The organism is Kitasatospora sp. NPDC058492, assembly GCF_042720685.1.
Taxonomy (GTDB): Bacteria; Actinomycetota; Actinomycetes; order Streptomycetales; family Streptomycetaceae; genus Kitasatospora.
Genome location: NZ_JBHXMU010000014.1, coordinates 31638 through 49987, shown reverse-complemented (window position 1 = coordinate 49987; position 18350 = coordinate 31638). Strand labels below are relative to the sequence as shown.

Below are 18350 nucleotides of genomic sequence, written 5' to 3'. Positions count from 1 at the left end.
AAACCCGGACGAGGAGCACCGTAACAGAGCTCGGTGTTCCGGGAAAGACTCAAGATCCTTATGCGCCAACCGACTATTTCAGGGCACAACTGAGCTGCGGCATCGCCTGGTTGGATCTGCCCAGGGCATGCCGGAATACGGGCTGGACCAACCCGTGAATTACCGCATAAAGTCGTGCGGGAGGCCTGTTCAGGCTTCGCGTAATTGACTGGGAAAGAAAAAGGAGCAGCGATGACCGGTTCGTCCGCCGTACAGCACGACGAGGTGGCCCGATGGACGCCGTGGCACCGGGACGCCGCGCCGAACGGGCGGTCCGGGCCCGTACGCGTCTACTGCCTGCCGCACGCCGGCGGCTCCGCGAGCGCCTACCTGCCGTGGGCCCGGTCCGGCGAGCAGCCGGGCCTGACGATCGTTCCGGTGGAACTGGCGGGCCGGGGCACCCGCCTCGCCGAGCCGCCGTCGGCCGTCATGGACGAGGTGGTCGACGGCCTGCTCGCCCTGCTGGCGAGCCGCCCGGCGGACGAACCGTTCATCCTCTTCGGCCACAGCATGGGCGCCCGGATCGCCTACGAGACGACCCGCCGGCTCGCCGCCGAGGCACGGCCGCTGCCGCTGTCCCTCGTGGTCTCCGGCGGCCGGGCCCCCGGCACCCCGGACGTCACCCGGCTGCACGGACTCACCGACGACGAACTCCTGGAGCGCATCGTCGGCCTCGGCGGGACCCCGGCCGAGGTGCTGGAGTTCGCCGACCTGATGCAGATGATCCTGCCGGTGCTCCGGGCCGACGTCACCCTGCTGGGCGAGTACAACGACCGGATCCGGCCGACCGTGCTGCCCTGCCCGGTGCTGGCGCTCGGCGGCGCCGACGACCTGATGGCCGGACCGGAGTGGATCACCGGCTGGCGGTCCACCACGGCGGCCGGCTTCCGTCACCGCATCCTGCCGGGCGACCACTTCTTCCTGCACCAGCAGCGGGCCGAGGTGCTCGCGGAGCTCGCGGCGCAGGCCCGGGCGTGCCTGGACACCGCGGACGGCCCCCAGGAGGGCCGGGCGCCGGGCGCCTGACCCCGGCCGCCCGGTTCCGTACGACGGGGCCGGGCGGCGGGTGGCGGTCCGTCCGGAACGCTCCGGACGGACCGTCATCGCCGGCCCTCGTCGGCCCGTCGCAGGACGGCGGCGACGACCCGGGCGATCTCGTCGATCGGCCCGGCGTCGGCGAGGTCCAGGTGCCGGGCGGCGAGCGGGTGGTTGGCCACCGGCCCGGTGGCGTGGGCCGACCAGACGGCCACCGTGTCCTGCGGCCGGTGGTCGCCGGTCGCGGTGAAGGTGGTCAGCGGCGCGTCCAGCACCCCCGGCGTCCACGCCGCCATCAGCGCGGCGTGGTAGCGGCAGGAGTCGAGGAACACCGCCAGCTCGTCCTCGTCGCGCGGCGCGGCCTCGCGCAGCGCCACGGCCAGCCGGTCGAGCAGCTCCGAGGGCTTGGGCCGCCACTGCTGCGCCAGGACGGCCGCCACCTCGGCGGCGGGCGCGCCCGTCGCCGTCAGCAGCTCGGCCAGCACGGCGGTGTCGGTGACCTCCCCGGCGTCCGGCGGCGCCGGGTGGCTGTCCAGCAGCGCGACCAGGTCGACCTGCTCGCCCTGCTCGCGCAGCAGCACGCCGATCTGGTGCGCGACCAGCCCGCCGAAGGACCAGCCGAGCACCCGGTAGGGGCCGTGCGGCTGGACGGCGCGCATCCGCGCCAGGTACTCCCGGGCCAGGCCGTCCACGTCGGCCGGCCGCTCCCCGCCGCCGACCGGGCCGATGCCCTGGAAGGCGTGGACCGGCTGGTCCGGGTCGAGCCCGCGCAGCAGGCCGATGAAGCCGAGGCCGTCGCCCGTCACCGGGTGGACGCAGAACAGCGGCGCCCGGTCGCCCGTGGCCCGCAGGGCCAGGAGCGGTTCGAAGGGGGCGTCGGCGCGCCCGGGCCGCGGCCCGGTCAGCCGCTGCGCCAGCGCGGCCGGGGTCGGGGCCTCGAACAGCGCCTTCACGGGCAGGTCGACGCCGAACTCCGCGTGGATGCGCTCGACCAGCCGGATCAGCAGCAGCGAGTGGCCGCCGAGCAGGAAGAAGTCGTCCTCCGGGCCGACCGCGGGCACGCCCAGCAGCTCGGCGAAGACCGCGACCAGCGTGCGTTCGGCCGGCGTGCGCGGCTCCCGGGCCCGGCTCTCGACGTGGGTCTGCGGCTCGGGCAGCGCCCGGCGGTCCAGCTTGCCGTTGGCCGTCACCGGCAGCGCGCCGAGCAGCACGTAGGCGGTGGGCACCATGAACTCGGGCAGGTGGCCGCGCAGGTGGGCGCGCAGCGCGGCGGCCGTGGGCGGCTGCGCGGCGCCGTCCGGCACCACGTACGCGACCAGCCGGGCGGTGCCGGTCCGGTCCTCGCGCACGGTGACGGCGCAGGCCGTGACCGCAGGGTGCTCGCCGAGCCGGGTCTCGATCTCGCCGAGCTCGATGCGGTGGCCGCGCAGCTTCACCTGGCTGTCCACCCGGCCCAGGTACTCCACCACGCCGTCGGGGCGGTGGCGGGCCAGGTCGCCCGTGCGGTACATCCGGGTGCCCGGCGCGCCGTGCGGGTCCGCGACGAAGCGCTCGGCGGTGAGCGCCGAGCGGCCGAGGTAGCCGTACGCGAGCTGCTCGCCGGTCAGGTAGAGCTCACCCGGCACGCCCGGCGGGACGGGGTTGAGGGCGGTGTCCAGCACGTAGCCGCCGGAGTTCCAGACCGGCCGCCCGATCGGCACCGGGTGCGCCTGCTCGTCCGCCGGGCCGCACTCCCAGGCCGTCACCTCCACGGCGGCCTCGGTGGGCCCGTAGAGGTTGTCCAGCCGGACGCCCGGGAGCACCTGCCGGAACCGGCGCACGGTGGCCGCGGGCAGCGCCTCGCCGCTGGCCACCACCAGGCGCAGCCCGGTGCACTCGGCGGCTCGCGGGTGCTGGAGGAAGACGTCCAGCATGGACGGCACGAACTGGGCGACGCTCACGCCCTCGCGCTGGATCAGCTCCGCCAGGTAGGCCGGGTCGCGGTGCCCGTCGGGCTTCGCCAGCACCAGGGTGGCGCCGGTGATCAGCGGCCAGAAGAACTCCCACAGCGAGATGTCGAAGCTGGCCGAGGTCTTCTGCAGCACGCCGTCCCGGGCGCCGAGCCGGTACTCCTCCTGGCCCCAGCGCAGCCGGTTGGCGATGGCGTGGTGCGGGACGAGCACGCCCTTCGGCCGCCCGGTCGAGCCCGAGGTGTAGATCACGTAGGCCGGGTCCCCGGGGCCGGGGGCGGTCGGCGCGACGCCCTCGGGCGCCGGCAGGTCCTGCGGCGACAGGCAGGGCACGCCCTCGGCGGGGCGCAGCGCGGCGGCCTGCTCCGGGGCGGCGATCACCGCGGCCGGGCGGGCGTCCGCCAGCATGTACGCGAGCCGGTCGGCCGGGTAGTCCGGGTCCAGCGGCAGGTAGGCGCCGCCGGCGCGGTGGACGGCGCACAGCGCCACCACGAGCTCCACCGAGCGGGGCACGGCCACCGCGACCCGGCTGCCCGGGCGGACACCGACCGCGGCGAGCCGGTGGGCCAGCGCGTCGATCCGGCGGTCCAGCTCGGCCGGGCCGAGCGCCCGGCCCTCGAACACCAGGGCGGGGGTGTCGGACGGCGCGGCGAGCCCTGCCGACACGAGGGCGGCCAGCGTGGTCGGGGCCAGCTCCCGCCGCTCGCCGGCGGAGCGCTCCAGCAGCCGCGGCCGCTCGCCCTCGGCGGACAGTTCGAGCCGGGAGATCGGCCGCTGGGGATCGGCCGCGGCCGCGCCGAGCAGCCGCGTCAGGCAGCCGGCGATCGCCTCGACCGTGGCCCGGTCGAACAGGTCGGCGCGGTACTCGACGGCGCCGGTCAGCTCGTCGTCCGGGCCGGCGGGCGTGCCCAGGGTGACGGTGAGGTCGAACTTGGCCGGCGCCGGGCCGGCGGTGAGCAGCTCGCTGTCGAGGCCGGGGATCTCCACGGCGGCGCCCGCCTGCTCCATCACCAGGGCGACCTGGAAGAGCGGGTGGCGGCCGGGGGAGCGCTCCGGGTTGACCAGCTCGACGATCCGCTCGAACGGCAGGTCCTGGTGGGCGTAGGCGGCGAGGTCGGCGTCCTTGACGCGGCGCAGCAGCTCCCGGAAGCCCGGGTCCCCGTCGGTGTCGGTGCGCAGCACCAGCGTGTTGACGAAGAAGCCGACCAGGTCGTCCAGGGCCTCGTCGGTGCGCCCGGCGATCGGGGTGCCGATCGGCAGGTCGGTGCCGGCGCCGAGGCGGGTGAGCAGAGCCGCCAGACCGGCCTGGACGGCCATGAAGAGGCTGGCGCCGTCGGCCCGGGCGAGCTCCGCCAGGGCGCGGTGGTCCGCGCCGCTCAGCCGCAGCGGCACCCGGCCGGCCTGCTGGCCGGTCTCGGCGGTGCGCCGCCGGTCCACCGGCAGCGCGATCTCCTCGGGCAGGCCGGCCAGCGCCCCGCTCCAGTACTGCCACTGCCGGGCGGCGGTGCTGCCCGGGTCCTCGTCGTCCCCGAGCAGCGCGAGCTGCCACTGGGTGTAGTCGGCGTACTGGACGGGCAGGGCGCTCCACTCGGGGGCCCGGCCGGCCGTGCGGGCCTGGTAGGCGGCGCCCAGGTCGCGGGCGAGCGGGCCCATCGACCAGCCGTCGCAAGCGATGTGGTGGACCGTCAGCAGCAGGACGTGCCGCTCGGGGGCGAGGGCGAAGAGGTGGGCGCGCAGCGGCGGCTCCGACGCGAGGTCGAAGGGCTGGGCGGCGGCGGTGCGCAGGGCCTCGGTCAGGCCCTCCTCGGTCACCGTGGCGGTGCCGGACTGCCGCAGCAGCGGCGGGAGTTGCTCCGGGGCGAGGATCCGCTGGTGGGGGGCCGCGTCCTCGCCGCGGGAGAGCGGGAAGACGGTGCGCAGGGCCTCGTGGCGTGCGGCGCAGTCGTGCAGCGCGGCGGCGAGGGCGTCCATGTCCAGGGCGCCGGTCAGGCGCAGGGCCAGCGGGATGTGGTACGCGTCGCTGTGCGGGTCCAGCTGCTGGAGGAACCAGAGCCGGCGCTGGGCGTGCGAGAGCGGGATCCGCTCGGGGCGGGCGGCGGCGGCCAGCGCCGGGCGACATCGCCCGGCGTCCACCGCGCGGGCGAGCCCGGCGGCCGTCGGGCTCTCGAAGACCGCCCGGATGGGCAGTTCGGCCCCCAGGGCGGTGCGCACCCGGCTGACCAGCCGGGTGGCGAGCAGGGAGTGGCCGCCGAGCGCGAAGAAGTCGTCGTCGGGGCCGACCTCGGCCACGCCGAGGACCTCGGCGAGCAGCGCGCACAGCGCGGCCTCGCGGGCGTCCCGGGGGGCCCGGGAGCGGCCGGTGGCGGCCCGCAGCTCGGGCTCCGGCAGAGCGGAACCGTCCAGCTTCCCACTGGAGTTGAGCGGGAGCCGGGCCAGCACGGCGTAGGCCGCCGGGATCATGTAGTCGGGCAGCTGCCCGGCCAGCAGCTCGCGCACCTCGGCGAGGTCGGGGGCGTTCCCGTCCTCGGTCACCAGGTAGGCGGCGAGGTGGCGCTCCTCGGCGCCGGCGCCCCGGGCCAGGACGGCGGCCTGCACGATCGCGGGGTGGCGCAGCAGCACCGCCTCGATCTCGCCGGGCTCGATCCGGAAACCGCGGATCTTGATCTGCCCGTCGGCCCGGCCGAGGTACTCCACCTGGCCGTCGCGGCGCATCCGGGCGAGGTCGCCGGTGCGGTACATCCGGGCGCCGGGCGGGCCGTACGGGTCGGCGACGAAGCGCTCGGCGGTGAGCGCGGGGCGGCGCAGGTAGCCGCGGGCCAGGTGCGGACCGGACAGGTAGAGCTCGCCGGGCACGCCGAGCGGGACGGGGCGCAGCAGGTCGTCCAGCAGGTACGCCCGGGTGTTGTCGAGCGGGCGGCCGATGACGGGGGTGCGGCTGTCCGCCAGGGAGCAGGCGAGCGCGTCGACGGTGCACTCGGTCGGGCCGTAGTAGTTGAACACCGCCACGTCCGGCAGGGCGGAGAGTTCGCTCCACAGCGCCGGCCCGACGGCCTCGCCGCCCAGCATCAGCACGGCCGGGCGGTGGTGGCCCTCGGCGAACAGGCCGGCGGCGGTGAGCGCCGGGACGTACGTCGGGGTGAGGTCCAGGAAGTCGAGGCGCTCCCGGCGGACGTAGCCGACCAGGGCCTGCGGGTCGAGCCGGACCTCGTCGCTCAGCAGGTGCAGCGGGTGGCCCTCCAGCAGCCAGAACAGCGGCTCCCAGGCGGTGTCGAAGGTGATCGAGGCGACCAGGCCGAGCTGGAGGCGCCGGCCCTGCGGGCCGCCGGACGGGCGGACCATGCGGGTGCGGTGGTGGTGCATCAGGCTGCTGAGGCCGCCGTGCGGGATCACCACGCCCTTGGGCACCCCGGTCGAGCCGGAGGTGTGGATGACGTAGGCCGGGTCGTCCGGGCCGGTGGGGCCGGTGCGGTCGGCGTCCGTCAGGTTCCCGCCGGGGTGGGCGGCGACGGCGGCCCGCGCCCCGGGCTCGTCCAGCACCAGGACGGGCGCGCCGTCCGGCAGCCGGCCGGCGTCGGCGGCCGTGGCGAGCACGCAGACCGGGGCGGCGTCGGCGAGGATGCCGGCCAGCCGCTCGCGCGGCATGGCGGGGCTGACCGGTATGTAGGCGGCGCCCGACTTGAGGACGGCGAGCAGCGCGATCAGCAGGTCGGTGGTGCGCGGCAGCGCCAGGACGACGTAGCGCTCGGGGCCGGCCCCGCGCCGCACGAGCTCCCGGGCGAGCCGGTTGGCCCGCTCGTTGACCTCGGCGAAGGTGAACCGGCCGTCCTCGGCGACGAGGGCCGTGACCTCGCCCTCCAGGGCGGCGCGCTCCTCGAAGGCGCCGTGGTACGTCACGGCGGGGGCCGGCAGGGTGGGCAGGACGGGCAGAGCGGGCCCGTGGGCGCGCTCGAACAGGTCGAGCCGCTCCTCGGCGCCGAGCAGGTCGTACCCGCCGATCCGCTGGTCCGGGTCGGCCGCGGCCGCGGCGAGCAGCCGGCCGAGCCGGGCGGTCAGGGCCTCGGCGCCCTCGCGGGTGAACAGGTCGGTGCTGTACTCGACGAAGCAGCCGAGCCCGGCCGGGGCGCCGTCGGCGTCGTGCACCTCGCGCATGTTGAAGGACAGGTCGAACTTGGCACCGCCCGGGCCCGCCTCGGCGATCTCGCTCTCGATGCCGGGCAGCGCGAGGGAGGCCTCGGGGGTGTTCTGGAAGGCCAGCATCACCTGGAACAGCGGGTGCCAGCCCAGCGAGCGGTGCGGATTGAGCGCGGTGATCAGCCGCTCGAACGGGAACTCCTGGTGGGCGAAGCCCTGGAGGTCGGTGCGGCGCACCCGCTTGAGCAGCTCGCGGAAGGTCGGGTCACCGGAGGTGTCCAGGCGCAGGACCAACGGGTTGACGAAGTAGCCGACCACGTCGTCGTAGCGCTCGTCGGTGCGGCCCGCGATCGGGCTGGCGATCGGGATGTCCGTACCGGCCCCCGACCGGGTCAGCACCGTCGCCAGCGCCGCCTGGAGCACCATGAACATGCTGACCCGGCAGGAGCGGGACAGCGCCAGCAGCTCGCGGTGCAGCTCGGCCGGGAGGTCCCACGGGAAGTACTCGCCCCGGTGCGACATCACGGCCGGGCGGGGGTGGTCGGTGGGCAGCTCCAGGAAGTCCGGCAGGCCCGCCAACGCCTGGCGCCAGTAGGCGAGTTGGCGCCCGCCCTGGCCCTGCGGGTCGTCCAGGTCGCCGAGGTTCGCGTGCTGGCGCACGGCGTACTCGGCGTACGTGCCGGGCAGCGGGGACCAGACGGGCGCCCGGTCCTGGCTGCGGGCCAGGTAGGCGGTGCTCAGGTCGCGGGCCAGCGGGGCCAGCGACCAGCCGTCGCCGGCGATGTGGTGCAGCACCATCAGCACCACGTGCTGCTGCGGGCCGAGCACGAACAGGTGCACCCGCAGCGGGGCCTCGGCCTCCAGGTCGAAGACGTGCCCGGCCCCGGCCTCGATCAGGGCGGGCAGCTCCTCCTCGGTGACGGGCACCACGGTGAGGACCGGCGCCAGCTCGGCCATCGCCAGCACCTGCTGGCGCGGTACGCCATCGCGCTCGGGGAAGACGGTGCGCAGGGCCGCGTGCCGCTCCACCACGTCGGCCAGGGCGGACCGCAGCGCCTCGTGGTCGACCGGGCCGGTCAGCCGCAGCGCCACCGGGACGTTGTACGAGGCGTCGCCGCCTTGGAGGCGGTCGTTGAACCAGAGCGCCAACTGTGCGTACGACAGCGGTGTCTCCGCGGGCAGGCTGTGTTCGCCCAGCACGGGGCATCCCTCCAGGTGGAACCGCCCCGCCGGCCGGGTGGGTCGGGCGGGCCGGACGGTGGTTTCCGGTGGCTCTTGGCCGTTGTGGGCCCCGGCCGTGGTGAGTCGCGGGGCGTCGTGGGCCCCGGGGCCGTCGGGGCCGCGGCCGTGGTGAGTTCAGGCCGTTGTGAGCCCCGCTGTGGTGATGTGCGGGCCGCGGTGATTCGCGGGCCGCCGGGGGCCCCGGGGCCGTCGCGGGCCCCGGCCGTGGTGGCCTCCGGGGGTCCTTGTGGGCTCCGGGGCCGTGGGGGCCCGCCGACGTCCCTCGGCGGGGGGACTGCCGGCTACCGCGCTGTGCGGGCGGGAGTCACGCGGTCCAGCGGTAGGTCATGTCCGGCTCGTTCTCCTCGTTGCGGCTGCCGTCGTTGGTGTCCACCACGACGAAGCCGTGCCGCTCGTAGAAGGCGCGCGCCTCGGTGTTCTTCTGGAAGACGTGCAGCGAGAGCTCCTGCGGGCTGGCCGACTTGACGGCCTCCAGCAGCACCGTCCCGATGCCGCGACGACGCGCCTCGGGGCGCAGGTAGAGGTGGTCGAGCAGGCTGCCGTCGAGCGAGGCGAAGCCCAGCACGGCCCCGGTCCCGGCGTCCTCGGCCAGCCACACCCGGGTGTCCGGGAGCACGACGTGGGTGATCCAGCTCAGGGTGGCCTCGTCACTGTGCAGACGGGGCAGGTACGGCATGGTCGCGGTGCGGGAGGCCAGGAAGACCTCGGTGACGACACCGGCGTCCTCGGCTACCGCGGCCCGCAGGCGGACGTTCGCGGTGAGCGGTCCGTCGGACTGCATCCACATCTCCTCGGTCAGGTGCGTGAAGGGGTGGTGGTGCCGCGGGTGACGACCGAAGGAGGAATACGTGATCGGCACCCGTTGCACACCGACGCTACGGTCGCGAACTATGGGCGATGGAGCCGAATTTCCCCCCGGATGGGCCGACATAGTGCGTCCCGGCGGCATTGATCTTCGAGCAACCTAACACCTGGTCATGGACAGGGGAACCCCCGAAAGCAGGTTCCTGACAAGTCGATTCTGCGGTTAGATGATCGCGCGGGCCCGGCCCCCGGGGAGCGAGGATTTCGGCGCACCGGGCGGTGACATTCCCCGACTTCCCTTGTACCTTCCCCGACGCCGAACTTCCCCTGGCCTCGCCCGACTTCCTCCGCCTTCTCCTCGCCTTGCCCTGCACATCCCCTGCACATCCCCTGCGCTTCTCCTGCCTTCCCCGACTCCCCGAAAGGAGCGCCCGCGTGGACACTCCTGCCGTCCGAATCAGCGGCGCGGTCAAGACGTTCGGTGCCACCACCGCGGTGGGCGGCCTGGACCTGGAAGTGCCGCCCGGCATGTTCCTGGGCCTGCTCGGGCCCAACGGCGCGGGCAAGTCCACCACCATGCGGATGCTCACGGGGCAGACCCGCGCGGACGCGGGCACCGTGGAGGTGTTCGGGCACCGGATGCCGGAGGACTCCCGCCGCGCCCGCTCCCTGGTCGGCGTCGTCCCGCAGCACGACAACATCGACCCCGAACTGACGGTGCGCCAGAATCTCGACGTGTTCGTCCGGTTCACGGCCCTGCCGCGCGAGCGCTACCGTGAGGCGGTCGACCAGGCGCTGGCCGCCGTCCGGCTGACCGACCGCGCGAACACCCGCGCCGACGCGCTCTCCGGCGGCATGCGCCGCCGGGTCCTGCTGGCCCGGGGCATCGTCAACAACCCGCGGCTGCTGCTCATGGACGAGCCCACCGTCGGCCTGGACCCGCAGATCCGGCAGGACCTGTGGGACGTCATCGACGGGATGCGCGAGAGCGGCACCACCGTCGTCATGTCGACCCACTACATCGAAGAGGCGGAACGGCTCGCCGACGAGGTGGCCGTGGTGACCGGCGGCCGGGTGATCGCCCGGGGCACCCCCGCCGAACTGCTGCGCGCGCACGCGGGCGCACAGGCCGCCGAGTACCGGGGCGACGCGGCCCGGCGCGAACTCGTCGAGGCCGAGGCCGCCCGGGCCGGACTGCCCAGCCGGCGGACCGGGCCGGCGGTCTCCGTCCTGCGCGCCGAGACCATCTCCGCGCAGCTGCACGAGCGTCTCGGCCCGCCGGACGTGCTGCGCCCGACCTCCCTGGAGGACGTGTTCGTCGCACTGACCGGAGAGCTGTTCGGCTGAGCCCGGGCCGGCCGCTCCCTCGCCCCCCTCGTCCCCTGACCTACCGCCCGCCTGCCCGCCCCCACAGAGAGGACACCCGATGACGACGGCGACGCCCATGCCCCGCACCGAGGCCCAGACCGGCCCCGCCCCAGGCCTCCCGCCCGCCCTGTGGCCGACCATGCGGGCGGTGTGGCTGCGCGAACTGCTGCTCTTCCGCCGCTACTGGCCCGCCATCACCTTCGGCTCGCTGATCGAGCCGCTGGTCTACATGACCGGGTTCGGCATCGGCTTCAGCCGGCTGATCGACTCGGTCCAGGGACACCCGTACCCGCAGTTCGTCGGCGTCGGCATGGTGGTCACCTCGGTGCTCTTCGCCTCGGCCTTCGCCGGGATGTTCGAGAGCTTCAACCGCCGCAAGTACCAGAAGATCTACGACGCCGTCCTGTGCCAGCCCGTCGACGTCTGGGAACTGGTCACCGCCGAGGCGTCCTGGATCGCCGTCAAGTCCTCCGTCTACGGCACCGCGCCGCTGCTGGTCTGCCTCGCCATCGGCCTGCCGCCGGGGCCGGAGCTGCTGCTGGTGCCGCTGGTGGCGCTGGTCTCCGGCTTCGCCTTCGCCCTGCTCGGCATGTGGGTGTCCTGCCTGGTGCCGGCGATCGACTGGCTGCGGCTCGTGGTGTCCGGCGTGCTCACACCGCTGGTGATGGCCGCGGGCGTGTTCTTCCCGCTGGACGGGCTGCCCGACTGGGTCCAGGGAGTGGCGGCCGTCAACCCGATCTTCCACTGCACGCAGCTGGTGCGCCACGCCGCCTTCGGGACGCTCGGGGCGGGCGACGCCCTGCACGGGGCCGTCCTGGCCGCATTCGCCGTCCTCGCCTGGTTCCTGGCCGTCCGCGGGATGCGCCGCCGACTCATCGACTGAACCGGCCCCGGACCTCCCGGAGCAACACGCAGACCCGCAGACCCGCAACACGTAGACCGTGCAGCACGCAGACCAAGGAGAACCACCCCGATGACAGCCCGCGCCGCGAGCCCGCGCCGTTTCCTGATGTGCCGGCCCAGCCACTTCGGCGTCAGCTACTCCATCAACCCCTGGATGCACCCGGAGAAGCCGGTCGACGGCGCGCTCGCGCTCGCCCAGTGGACCAGGCTGCGCGACCTCTACCGCGAACTCGGCCACACCGTCGAGGAGATCGACCCGCTGCCCGGACTGCCCGACATGGTCTTCGCGGCCAACGGCGCGACCGTGGTCGACGGGAAGGTCCTGGGCGCGCGCTTCCGCCACGCCGAGCGCACCGCCGAGGGCCCGGCCTACCTGTCCTGGTTCCGCGAGCGGGGCTGGTCCGAACTGCTGTGGCCCGAGCACATCAACGAGGGCGAGGGCGACTACCTGCTGGCCGGCCGCCGGCTGCTGGCCGGCACGGGCTTCCGCACCGACCCGAGGTCGCACGCCGAGGCCCAGGAGTTCTTCGGCGTCCCGGTGACCAGCCTGACCCTGGTCGACCCGGAGTTCTACCACCTGGACACGGCGCTCGCCGTCCTCTCCGACGACGAGATCATGTACTACCCGGAGGCCTTCACCCCCGGCAGCCGGGCGGTACTGCGCGAACTGTTCCCGGACGCCATCCAGGCGACCGCCGAGGACGCCGCCGTCTTCGGCCTCAACGCGCTCTCCGACGGCCGCCACGTCCTGCTCCCCGAGTCGGCCACCCACCTGATCGGCGAACTGCGCCGACGCGGCTTCGAGCCGATCGGCGTGGACCTCACCGAACTCCTCAAGGCGGGCGGCAGCGTCAAGTGCTGCACCCTGGAACTGCGCGGCCACTGACCGCACCGACAAGCCCACCGGTTTTCACCGAGCACGAGAGGACGACGCGGTGACGAATCCCTTCGACGACCCCGACGCCGACTACCTGGTCCTGGTCAACGCAGAAGGCCAGCACTCACTGTGGCCCGCCTTCGCCACCGTGCCCGAAGGCTGGAAGACGGTGTTCGGCGCAGCGCGACGCCAGGCCTGCCTCGACCACATCGAGCAGACCTGGCCCGACATCCGCCCCCGCACCCTGACCCACGACTGACCCCCACACCGCCCCGCCCACTCACCCCGCCCGGTCGTGCCGCAGAAACGCAGCACCCCTCCCTGGCCCGCAGACGGCTGCCCTACGGGATGGCAGAGTTCCTGCTGAGGCCGCTGCGCGACGAGTTCGACGGACGGCCGATCAGGAAGCGGGCCGGGAGCTGCCGGAGAGCCACAGGGAGTGACCTGCCGCGCCCGGCTAAGAACCTTTGGGGTGGGACGTTGTGCACGGAGAGGCCGGTCAGGGAATCGGCGCGGGTGATGTGGGAGCACAAGGCGCTGCTGCTCCTGCCCGGGATCGCCGGTGTGGTGCTCGCCGGGTTGGTCGGGGCGCTCGCCTTGGGGGTGGCGGGGCTGTGGTCGGGGGCCGTCCTGGGGAACGTGGCATTGGTGGTGGTCGCGATCCTCGTTGTGGCGGTCTTCGCCACGTTCTTCAACGCGGTGCTGATCGTCGCGGCGGATGACGCGTTGCGGGGGCGGCCGGTCGGGATCGGGGCCGGCTACGGGCGGGCGCTGCGGCGGCTGCCGGCGATCGTGGTGTGGGCACTGGTCGGTGTGGTGGTGATCTTCTTCGGGTCGCTGCTGCTGGTCGGCATCCCGTGGGCGATGGCTTCCTACCTGGTACTGCCGGCGATGATGATCGACGGCATCGGGGTCCGTGAGGCGATGCGGACTTCCCGGCAGGCGTTCCGGTCCCACGGCGGGGACACCGCGCGCAGTTCGACCTGGATCGCTCTGCCCGTCACGCTGTCCTTCTTTCCGTCGGTGGCGGTCTTCGGCGTGGGCCTCACGGCGGTCGACCGGGCCTTCGGGGTGCTCGCCATGGCGGGCTCCACCCTGTGGCTGGCGCTCGCTGTGACGGTGACGGCGGGTCTGTCCGGGGTGTTCCGGGTGCGCCATTACCGCGAGTTGACGGGACGACCGGCCACGGCGCCCACGCTTCCTGCGCTGCACGTTTCGCCGGTGGAGTAGCGCGGGTGGTCGACGGCCGTTCGACCACCCGCGCTCTCGTACTCACCGGGGAGGCGGCGTCGAATGACGTACGCGGTCGGCCGGTGCTACTTGGAGTCGACCCGGCCGAGCGGGTCGGCTTCGGCTGCCAGCGCTTCGCATGCCGTCTGCCAGGCGGGGTCGCCGGGGTGGAGCGCGGTGCGCAGGTAGGCCCAGGTGAGCCGTTGGAGCAGCGCGACCCGTGCGGGGTTCTCGTCCGTGGTCTCGGCGACGTCGTATCCGGAGATCCCGCCGAGTCCGTGCTCCGCGTCGAACAGGGTGAGCAGCGACTTGGGGCCGGGGAAGAGGGTGTACGGATCGGTGTGCCAGTCCGGGCCCCGGACCGTCAGGTGGGCGGAGGCGTCCTTGTCCCCGGCGACCACGAGCGTGGGCGTCGTCATCCGGGAGAAGTCCGGGGTCGAGAGGAAGGGGTAGTTTTCGGCCACCTGCGGGGTGAGGGCGTCACCGCCCCTGCCGGGTGCGGCCAGGAGGACGCCCGCCGTGATCCGGGGCTCGGCCAGGTTCACGGTTGTCCCGTCGTCGGGGTCGGTGAGCCGGGCGCCGAGCAGCAGGCTCGCGGTGTGCCCGCCCATCGAGTGCCCGGCGACGGCGACCCTGCCGTGGTCCAGGCGTCCGAGGAGTTGGGGGACGGCGGCCTCGATCGCGTCGAGCCGGTCGAGGATGTGCGTCATGTCCTCGGCCCGGGACCGCCAGTACATGGGCGCCCCGGGGGTGTCGGGGGCGAGGTCCAGCGTCGTCGAGCTGAGGTGGGTGGGCTGGATCACGACGAAGCCGTGCGCGGCCCAGAAGTTGACGAGGGGGGCGTAGCCGTTCAGCGAGGAGAGGTGGTTCGAGTGGCCCTGGCCGTGGGAGAGGAGGACGACCGGCAGGTCGCTCCCGGACAGTGGGGCGGAGACCCGCACCTCCAGGTCCACGGCCCGGCCGGGCACCGGCAGGACGACCGGACTGACGGAGAGGACGGGGACGGGGGCGGGCGGGCCGAAGGTGTCGGCCGGGTGCGTCGATTCGCTCATGGTGCGCATGTCCCTTCGGGGGCCTTTCCCGGTCGGGCCTGAGCGGCCGGCGTCGGGCGAGGCGGTCGGGAGCGTCCGGTTTCGGCTATGCTGTAACCGGAACCTTGTTCCACTTACTATACGGAACAGCGTTCCGCTTAGTCAACGGTCATCGGCCAACGGCTGTCGGCTGTCGGAAGGAGAACGTCGTGTCCACTGCGGGCCAGTCCAGGGAGACCCAGCCAGGGGAGACCCCGCCCGGGGAGTCGCCGGCCAGGGGAAGGCGGGCCGACGCGCAGCGCAACCGGCAGACGCTGCTGGCCGCCGCCGCCGAGGTGTTCGTCTCCTCCGGCGTCGACGCGCCGATCCGCGAGATCGCGGCCAGGGCGGGCGTCGGAACGGGAACGATCTACCGCCACTTCCCGACCCGCGCGGATCTCGTCGTCGCCGTCTACCGCCACCAGGTCGAGGCCTGCGCCGAAGCCGGCCCGGCCCTGCTGGCCGAGGCCGACTCCCCGTTCGCGGCACTTCGCCAATGGGTCGACCTCTTCGTCGACTTCCTGGTCACCAAGCACGGACTCGCCAACGCGCTGCAGTCGGACGGCAGCGGCTTCGACGCGCTGCACGCCTACTTCCTCGACCGCCTGGTGCCCGTCTGCGCACAGCTGCTCGCCGCCGCGGCCGAGGCCGGCGAGATCAGGCCCGGAACGCAGGCCTACGAACTGATGCGCGGCATCGGCAACCTCTGCGCCGGCCGCGACGGCGACCCCCGCTACGACCCCCGCCGCCTGGTCGACCTGCTCCTCCAGGGTCTCCAGCGACCGCCGTCATCCTGACGCGCGAGAGCCTTCCGCAACCGTGAGCTCCCCGGTTCAGCCCGTCCTGGCCAGCATGGCGTGGACGGACCTGATCACCACGTCGGGGCGGTCGAGCGGGACGTCGTGCGAGCTGTTGTCGGCCACGACCAGGTCGCGGTCGGGGGCGGCGTGAGCGAACGCCGCCTGCGCGTCGCGCCAGAGCTGGGCATCCTGCGGCGAGGTCTCGAACGGTGTCCTGGCCGAGGCGATGACCGTCGCCGGAAGGTCCTGCGGCCAGGACGCCTGGTGGTATGCGCGGTGCATGGCCGCGTAGTCCTGTGCCACGGAGAGCAGTTGGCGGGTCTGGGGAGTGGAGGGCTGGGAGGCGAGAGCGGCGACCTGGTCCTTGTTCGCGGCCACGACCCGGTCGATCTCGCCGTCGGTGTAGAAGTCGGGCAGGCTGGCGTCGATCAGAACCGCACCCCCCACCCACCCGGGGTGGCTGCGCACGAAGTAGGTGGCGATCTCCCCGGCCTCCGAGTGCGAAGCCAGGACCACGTGGCTCGTGGCGCCTGCCGCCGTCAGCACCGCCGCCAGATCCGACACGGCGTCGTCGACCCGCCACGGTCCGGCCACCTCCTCGCTGGCACCCAGACCGGCCCGGTCGTACGTGATGATCTCCGCACCGGTGTCCTTGGCCAGGGCCGGCGCCAGGTCCTTCCAGTAGGACGAGTCCTGCCCGCCGCCGGCATCCAGCACGACCGCGGGCAGACGGCCGGGCGTGACGTGGAAGACCAGCCGGTGCCCGTTGTTGACGACCGTCCGGGCGGAACCGTCGGAGCCGTCAGAGCCGGCCGTCAGAGCCGGCCGTCAGAGCCGGCCGCCGAACCGGCCGAGCCGACCGCACCCGGCACGCGGGACGTGCCGCACGCGGCCGCGCTTCCCAGTGCGAGAGCAGCGGTGGCGAGCAGGAGCACTGCTCGCCGACTGCGTGACGTCATGATCCGTCCTCCGATTGCATGATGAAGGCGCGTCAGGGCAAGCCACCCGCCACCGACACCCGACCTTCGCCTCTACGAGACGACCACCAGTCTTCGCCGCCGCCCCGCCCCCGGTCGATGCGACCAACCCCCCGACACCCCCGGGGGCTCCCCCCCCCCCGCAACCCACACCAGGGCGCACCCCCGAGCCGCGTCGAACCCACGACGCCCGCCGCGCCGACCGGTACCAAGGTCGTCGACGGCCCCACCTGCCGACGCTGACCCGCCGGAACAACCCGATGCCCGAGCTCAGCCGGCAGCACAAATCCCCGGCCACAGAGCCTCCTTGCCGATCTCTTGACGTCGTCCGCACGCCGTCAAGGCGCTATGCTTTGGCCAGGCGACCACGCTCGCCGTTACGTCGGACCCGGGCTTCTCCCGCAGCCGCCCGGGGTTGAGGACGCAAAGTGCCGTCGGGCGCGCGTGGTGCAGAGCTGTCGTTCCTCCTATGGGGCGCAGTGGGCGGGAGCACTGAGTCGCGCCCACCGGGAGCCGGACATGACGCTCGACAGGGACATCGTTACGCTCACACGCCGCATCCAGCGTGAGTCCGGGGACACGATCCCCTTCCGGCAGGCGCGGTTGACCGCCGCGCGCGAGTTGGGCGGGCTGCCCGTCCACACCATGACTGCCGAGGAGCGGATCCCGCTCCGCATCCAGTACACCGCGGAGAGCGAGGCCGCCGCCCGATCCGCGGTCAGCAGCGACACCCACGGGCTCGGCCTGGACCACTGCTCGGACGACCAGCGTGCCTTTCGGGCCCTGCTGGCGCTCGCGCTGTTCAATGACAACGTATACAGCGGTCCGACTGCGAGGTGGGGCTACGCGGTCGTCGCTTCATACGACCCGGTGATGTCGCCCCGCCGGGACCAGTTGGTGATGGTGGCGGAGCGCGCCCCGGAGAACGTCGCCACCAGACTGCTGGCCACCAAGGGGACCGTCTCGCGCGGCATCCCCGGACTACGACACGAGGTCAGCTACACGTGCCACGGGCAGCGCTCCCTCTGCCTGCGTCATCTGCCCACCGGTGCACTGTTGACCATCACCGGTGACCCAGCCGGATGCCAGCGCGGCAACAGGCGCAGTCGTGTGCCCCTGCACTCCTATTTCACGGTGGACTACGACCTCACCGGGCACGAACGCCGCGCTCTGGCATCGGTTCCCCCGATCTCGCGGGACGCCACCACTCTGCTGGCCGGTCTCGTCTCCCGCTACAACCTCGTTGACCGGCGCGGCCGCTGGGCGACCAGTCTGTCATGGGACCCCCTGCAGCGCCCCGGAGTCGAACGTAGGAGGGAACCGGAGGTGATCCGGCACGGTGCCGTACGCCGGCTCTGGGGCGCAGAGGACTCGTGGACGTTCCGCTGGACCGGCTATCCCGAACCCTATGACCTGGCGCTGGCCCTGACTCACCGGGAGGCTGGAATCAGGGGTGCGGGATTCACTCGACACGGCGACGCCTACCGGGTGGCGCTGGGCACTGCCACGCTCGAATTGTGTGACAGGAAGGGCTGATCCGTGCCGTTCCTCACCGACCACCCGGGGTCCGCGCCCGTTCTGGTGGCCGCCGTCATCCTCGGAGTCCTCCGCTTTATGTTTCCGAAGGATTCTCGCCACCGCCTGGAGCTGTGGAAGGCATTCCTCGAACACCGACGTCGGCGCTGGCAGGTGACGGAGCGTCGCCGCATGACGGAGAGGTCCGGAAAGCCTGGCCAGCCGGATCACCCTGTTTGAGCGGCACGACGCGGCGGTCACCGATCGCGCCGCGCGGACTTCAGCCGACCAGCATCCTGCCGGGGCCGTTCACCTGACAGGGGGACGGCCCCCGCAGGCCGACACACTCTGGTTCGGGATGCGCGGGGGGGGGGGGGGGGTGTCCGGGGTGGGGTGATCGTTCATGCCCT

General features: G+C 73.5%; 11 protein-coding genes and 1 pseudogene. 8 read left to right on the top strand and 4 right to left on the bottom strand.

All coding sequences use genetic code 11. The features are described 5' to 3' along the window. The first annotated feature begins 231 nt into the window (after positions 1–231). A complete protein-coding gene (locus tag ACFWPI_RS12220) occupies positions 232–1065 on the top strand; it encodes a thioesterase II family protein (protein ID WP_380377381.1) in 834 nt (277 codons plus the stop codon). 74 nt (positions 1066–1139) lie between these two features. Here the strand turns inward: ACFWPI_RS12220 and ACFWPI_RS12215 are convergent, their stop codons facing one another. Beyond that, on the bottom strand, positions 1140–8354 hold the full coding sequence (locus ACFWPI_RS12215) for an amino acid adenylation domain-containing protein (RefSeq protein ID WP_380377382.1): 7215 nt from the start codon (positions 8352–8354) through the stop codon (positions 1140–1142). A gap of 346 nt (positions 8355–8700) precedes the next feature. Continuing rightward, entirely contained in the window at positions 8701–9177 is a 477-nt protein-coding gene (locus tag ACFWPI_RS12210) for a GNAT family N-acetyltransferase (protein WP_380377384.1), read from the bottom strand. Positions 9178–9635: 458 nt separating this feature from the next. On the opposite strand from ACFWPI_RS12210, the gene ACFWPI_RS12205 reads away from it, so the two are divergent. The 5 genes and pseudogenes from ACFWPI_RS12205 (at position 9636) to ACFWPI_RS12185 (ending at position 13578) form a co-directional block, all read left to right on the top strand. Further along, a complete protein-coding gene (locus tag ACFWPI_RS12205) occupies positions 9636–10547 on the top strand; it encodes an ABC transporter ATP-binding protein (protein WP_380338990.1) in 912 nt (303 codons plus the stop codon). Between the two features lie 79 nt (positions 10548–10626). Next, positions 10627–11451 (top strand): ABC transporter permease, encoded by an 825-nt coding sequence (locus tag ACFWPI_RS12200; protein ID WP_063352421.1) that lies wholly within the window; start codon positions 10627–10629, stop codon positions 11449–11451. An 84-nt stretch (positions 11452–11535) separates the two neighbouring features. After that, positions 11536–12357: pseudogene (ddaH, locus tag ACFWPI_RS12195) on the top strand (dimethylargininase); the annotation flags it as partial. A gap of 49 nt (positions 12358–12406) precedes the next feature. Further along, entirely contained in the window at positions 12407–12607 is a 201-nt protein-coding gene (locus ACFWPI_RS12190) for an MbtH family protein (protein ID WP_380377387.1), read from the top strand. A gap of 89 nt (positions 12608–12696) precedes the next feature. After that, positions 12697–13578, top strand: a complete 882-nt coding sequence (locus ACFWPI_RS12185; protein ID WP_380377388.1) for a hypothetical protein — start codon at positions 12697–12699, stop codon at positions 13576–13578. A gap of 86 nt (positions 13579–13664) precedes the next feature. Here the strand turns inward: ACFWPI_RS12185 and ACFWPI_RS12180 are convergent, their stop codons facing one another. Further along, positions 13665–14630, bottom strand: a complete 966-nt coding sequence (locus ACFWPI_RS12180; RefSeq protein WP_380377390.1) for an alpha/beta hydrolase family protein — start codon at positions 14628–14630, stop codon at positions 13665–13667. Between the two features lie 188 nt (positions 14631–14818). On the opposite strand from ACFWPI_RS12180, the gene ACFWPI_RS12175 reads away from it, so the two are divergent. After that, positions 14819–15445, top strand: a complete 627-nt coding sequence (locus tag ACFWPI_RS12175; RefSeq protein ID WP_380377392.1) for a TetR/AcrR family transcriptional regulator — start codon at positions 14819–14821, stop codon at positions 15443–15445. 36 nt (positions 15446–15481) lie between these two features. Here the strand turns inward: ACFWPI_RS12175 and ACFWPI_RS12170 are convergent, their stop codons facing one another. Beyond that, complete coding sequence (locus ACFWPI_RS12170; RefSeq protein WP_380377394.1) at positions 15482–16165, bottom strand: alpha/beta fold hydrolase; 684 nt, start codon at positions 16163–16165, stop codon at positions 15482–15484. 779 nt (positions 16166–16944) lie between these two features. On the opposite strand from ACFWPI_RS12170, the gene ACFWPI_RS12165 reads away from it, so the two are divergent. Further along, positions 16945–17961: a hypothetical protein gene (locus ACFWPI_RS12165; RefSeq protein WP_380377396.1), complete on the top strand. Its 1017-nt coding sequence runs from the start codon at positions 16945–16947 to the stop codon at positions 17959–17961. The last annotated feature ends 389 nt before the right edge of the window (positions 17962–18350 follow it).

Coding starts and splice junctions, on each gene's coding strand:
- ACFWPI_RS12180 (WP_380377390.1), bottom strand. CDS start 14,630: ATGAGCGAATCGACGCACCCGGCCGACACCTTCGGCCCGCCCGCCCCC.
- ACFWPI_RS12220 (WP_380377381.1), top strand. CDS start 232: ATGACCGGTTCGTCCGCCGTACAGCACGACGAGGTGGCCCGATGGACG.
- ACFWPI_RS12165 (WP_380377396.1), top strand. CDS start 16,945: ATGACGCTCGACAGGGACATCGTTACGCTCACACGCCGCATCCAGCGT.
- ACFWPI_RS12185 (WP_380377388.1), top strand. CDS start 12,697: ATGGCAGAGTTCCTGCTGAGGCCGCTGCGCGACGAGTTCGACGGACGG.
- ACFWPI_RS12200 (WP_063352421.1), top strand. CDS start 10,627: ATGACGACGGCGACGCCCATGCCCCGCACCGAGGCCCAGACCGGCCCC.
- ACFWPI_RS12210 (WP_380377384.1), bottom strand. CDS start 9,177: ATGCAGTCCGACGGACCGCTCACCGCGAACGTCCGCCTGCGGGCCGCG.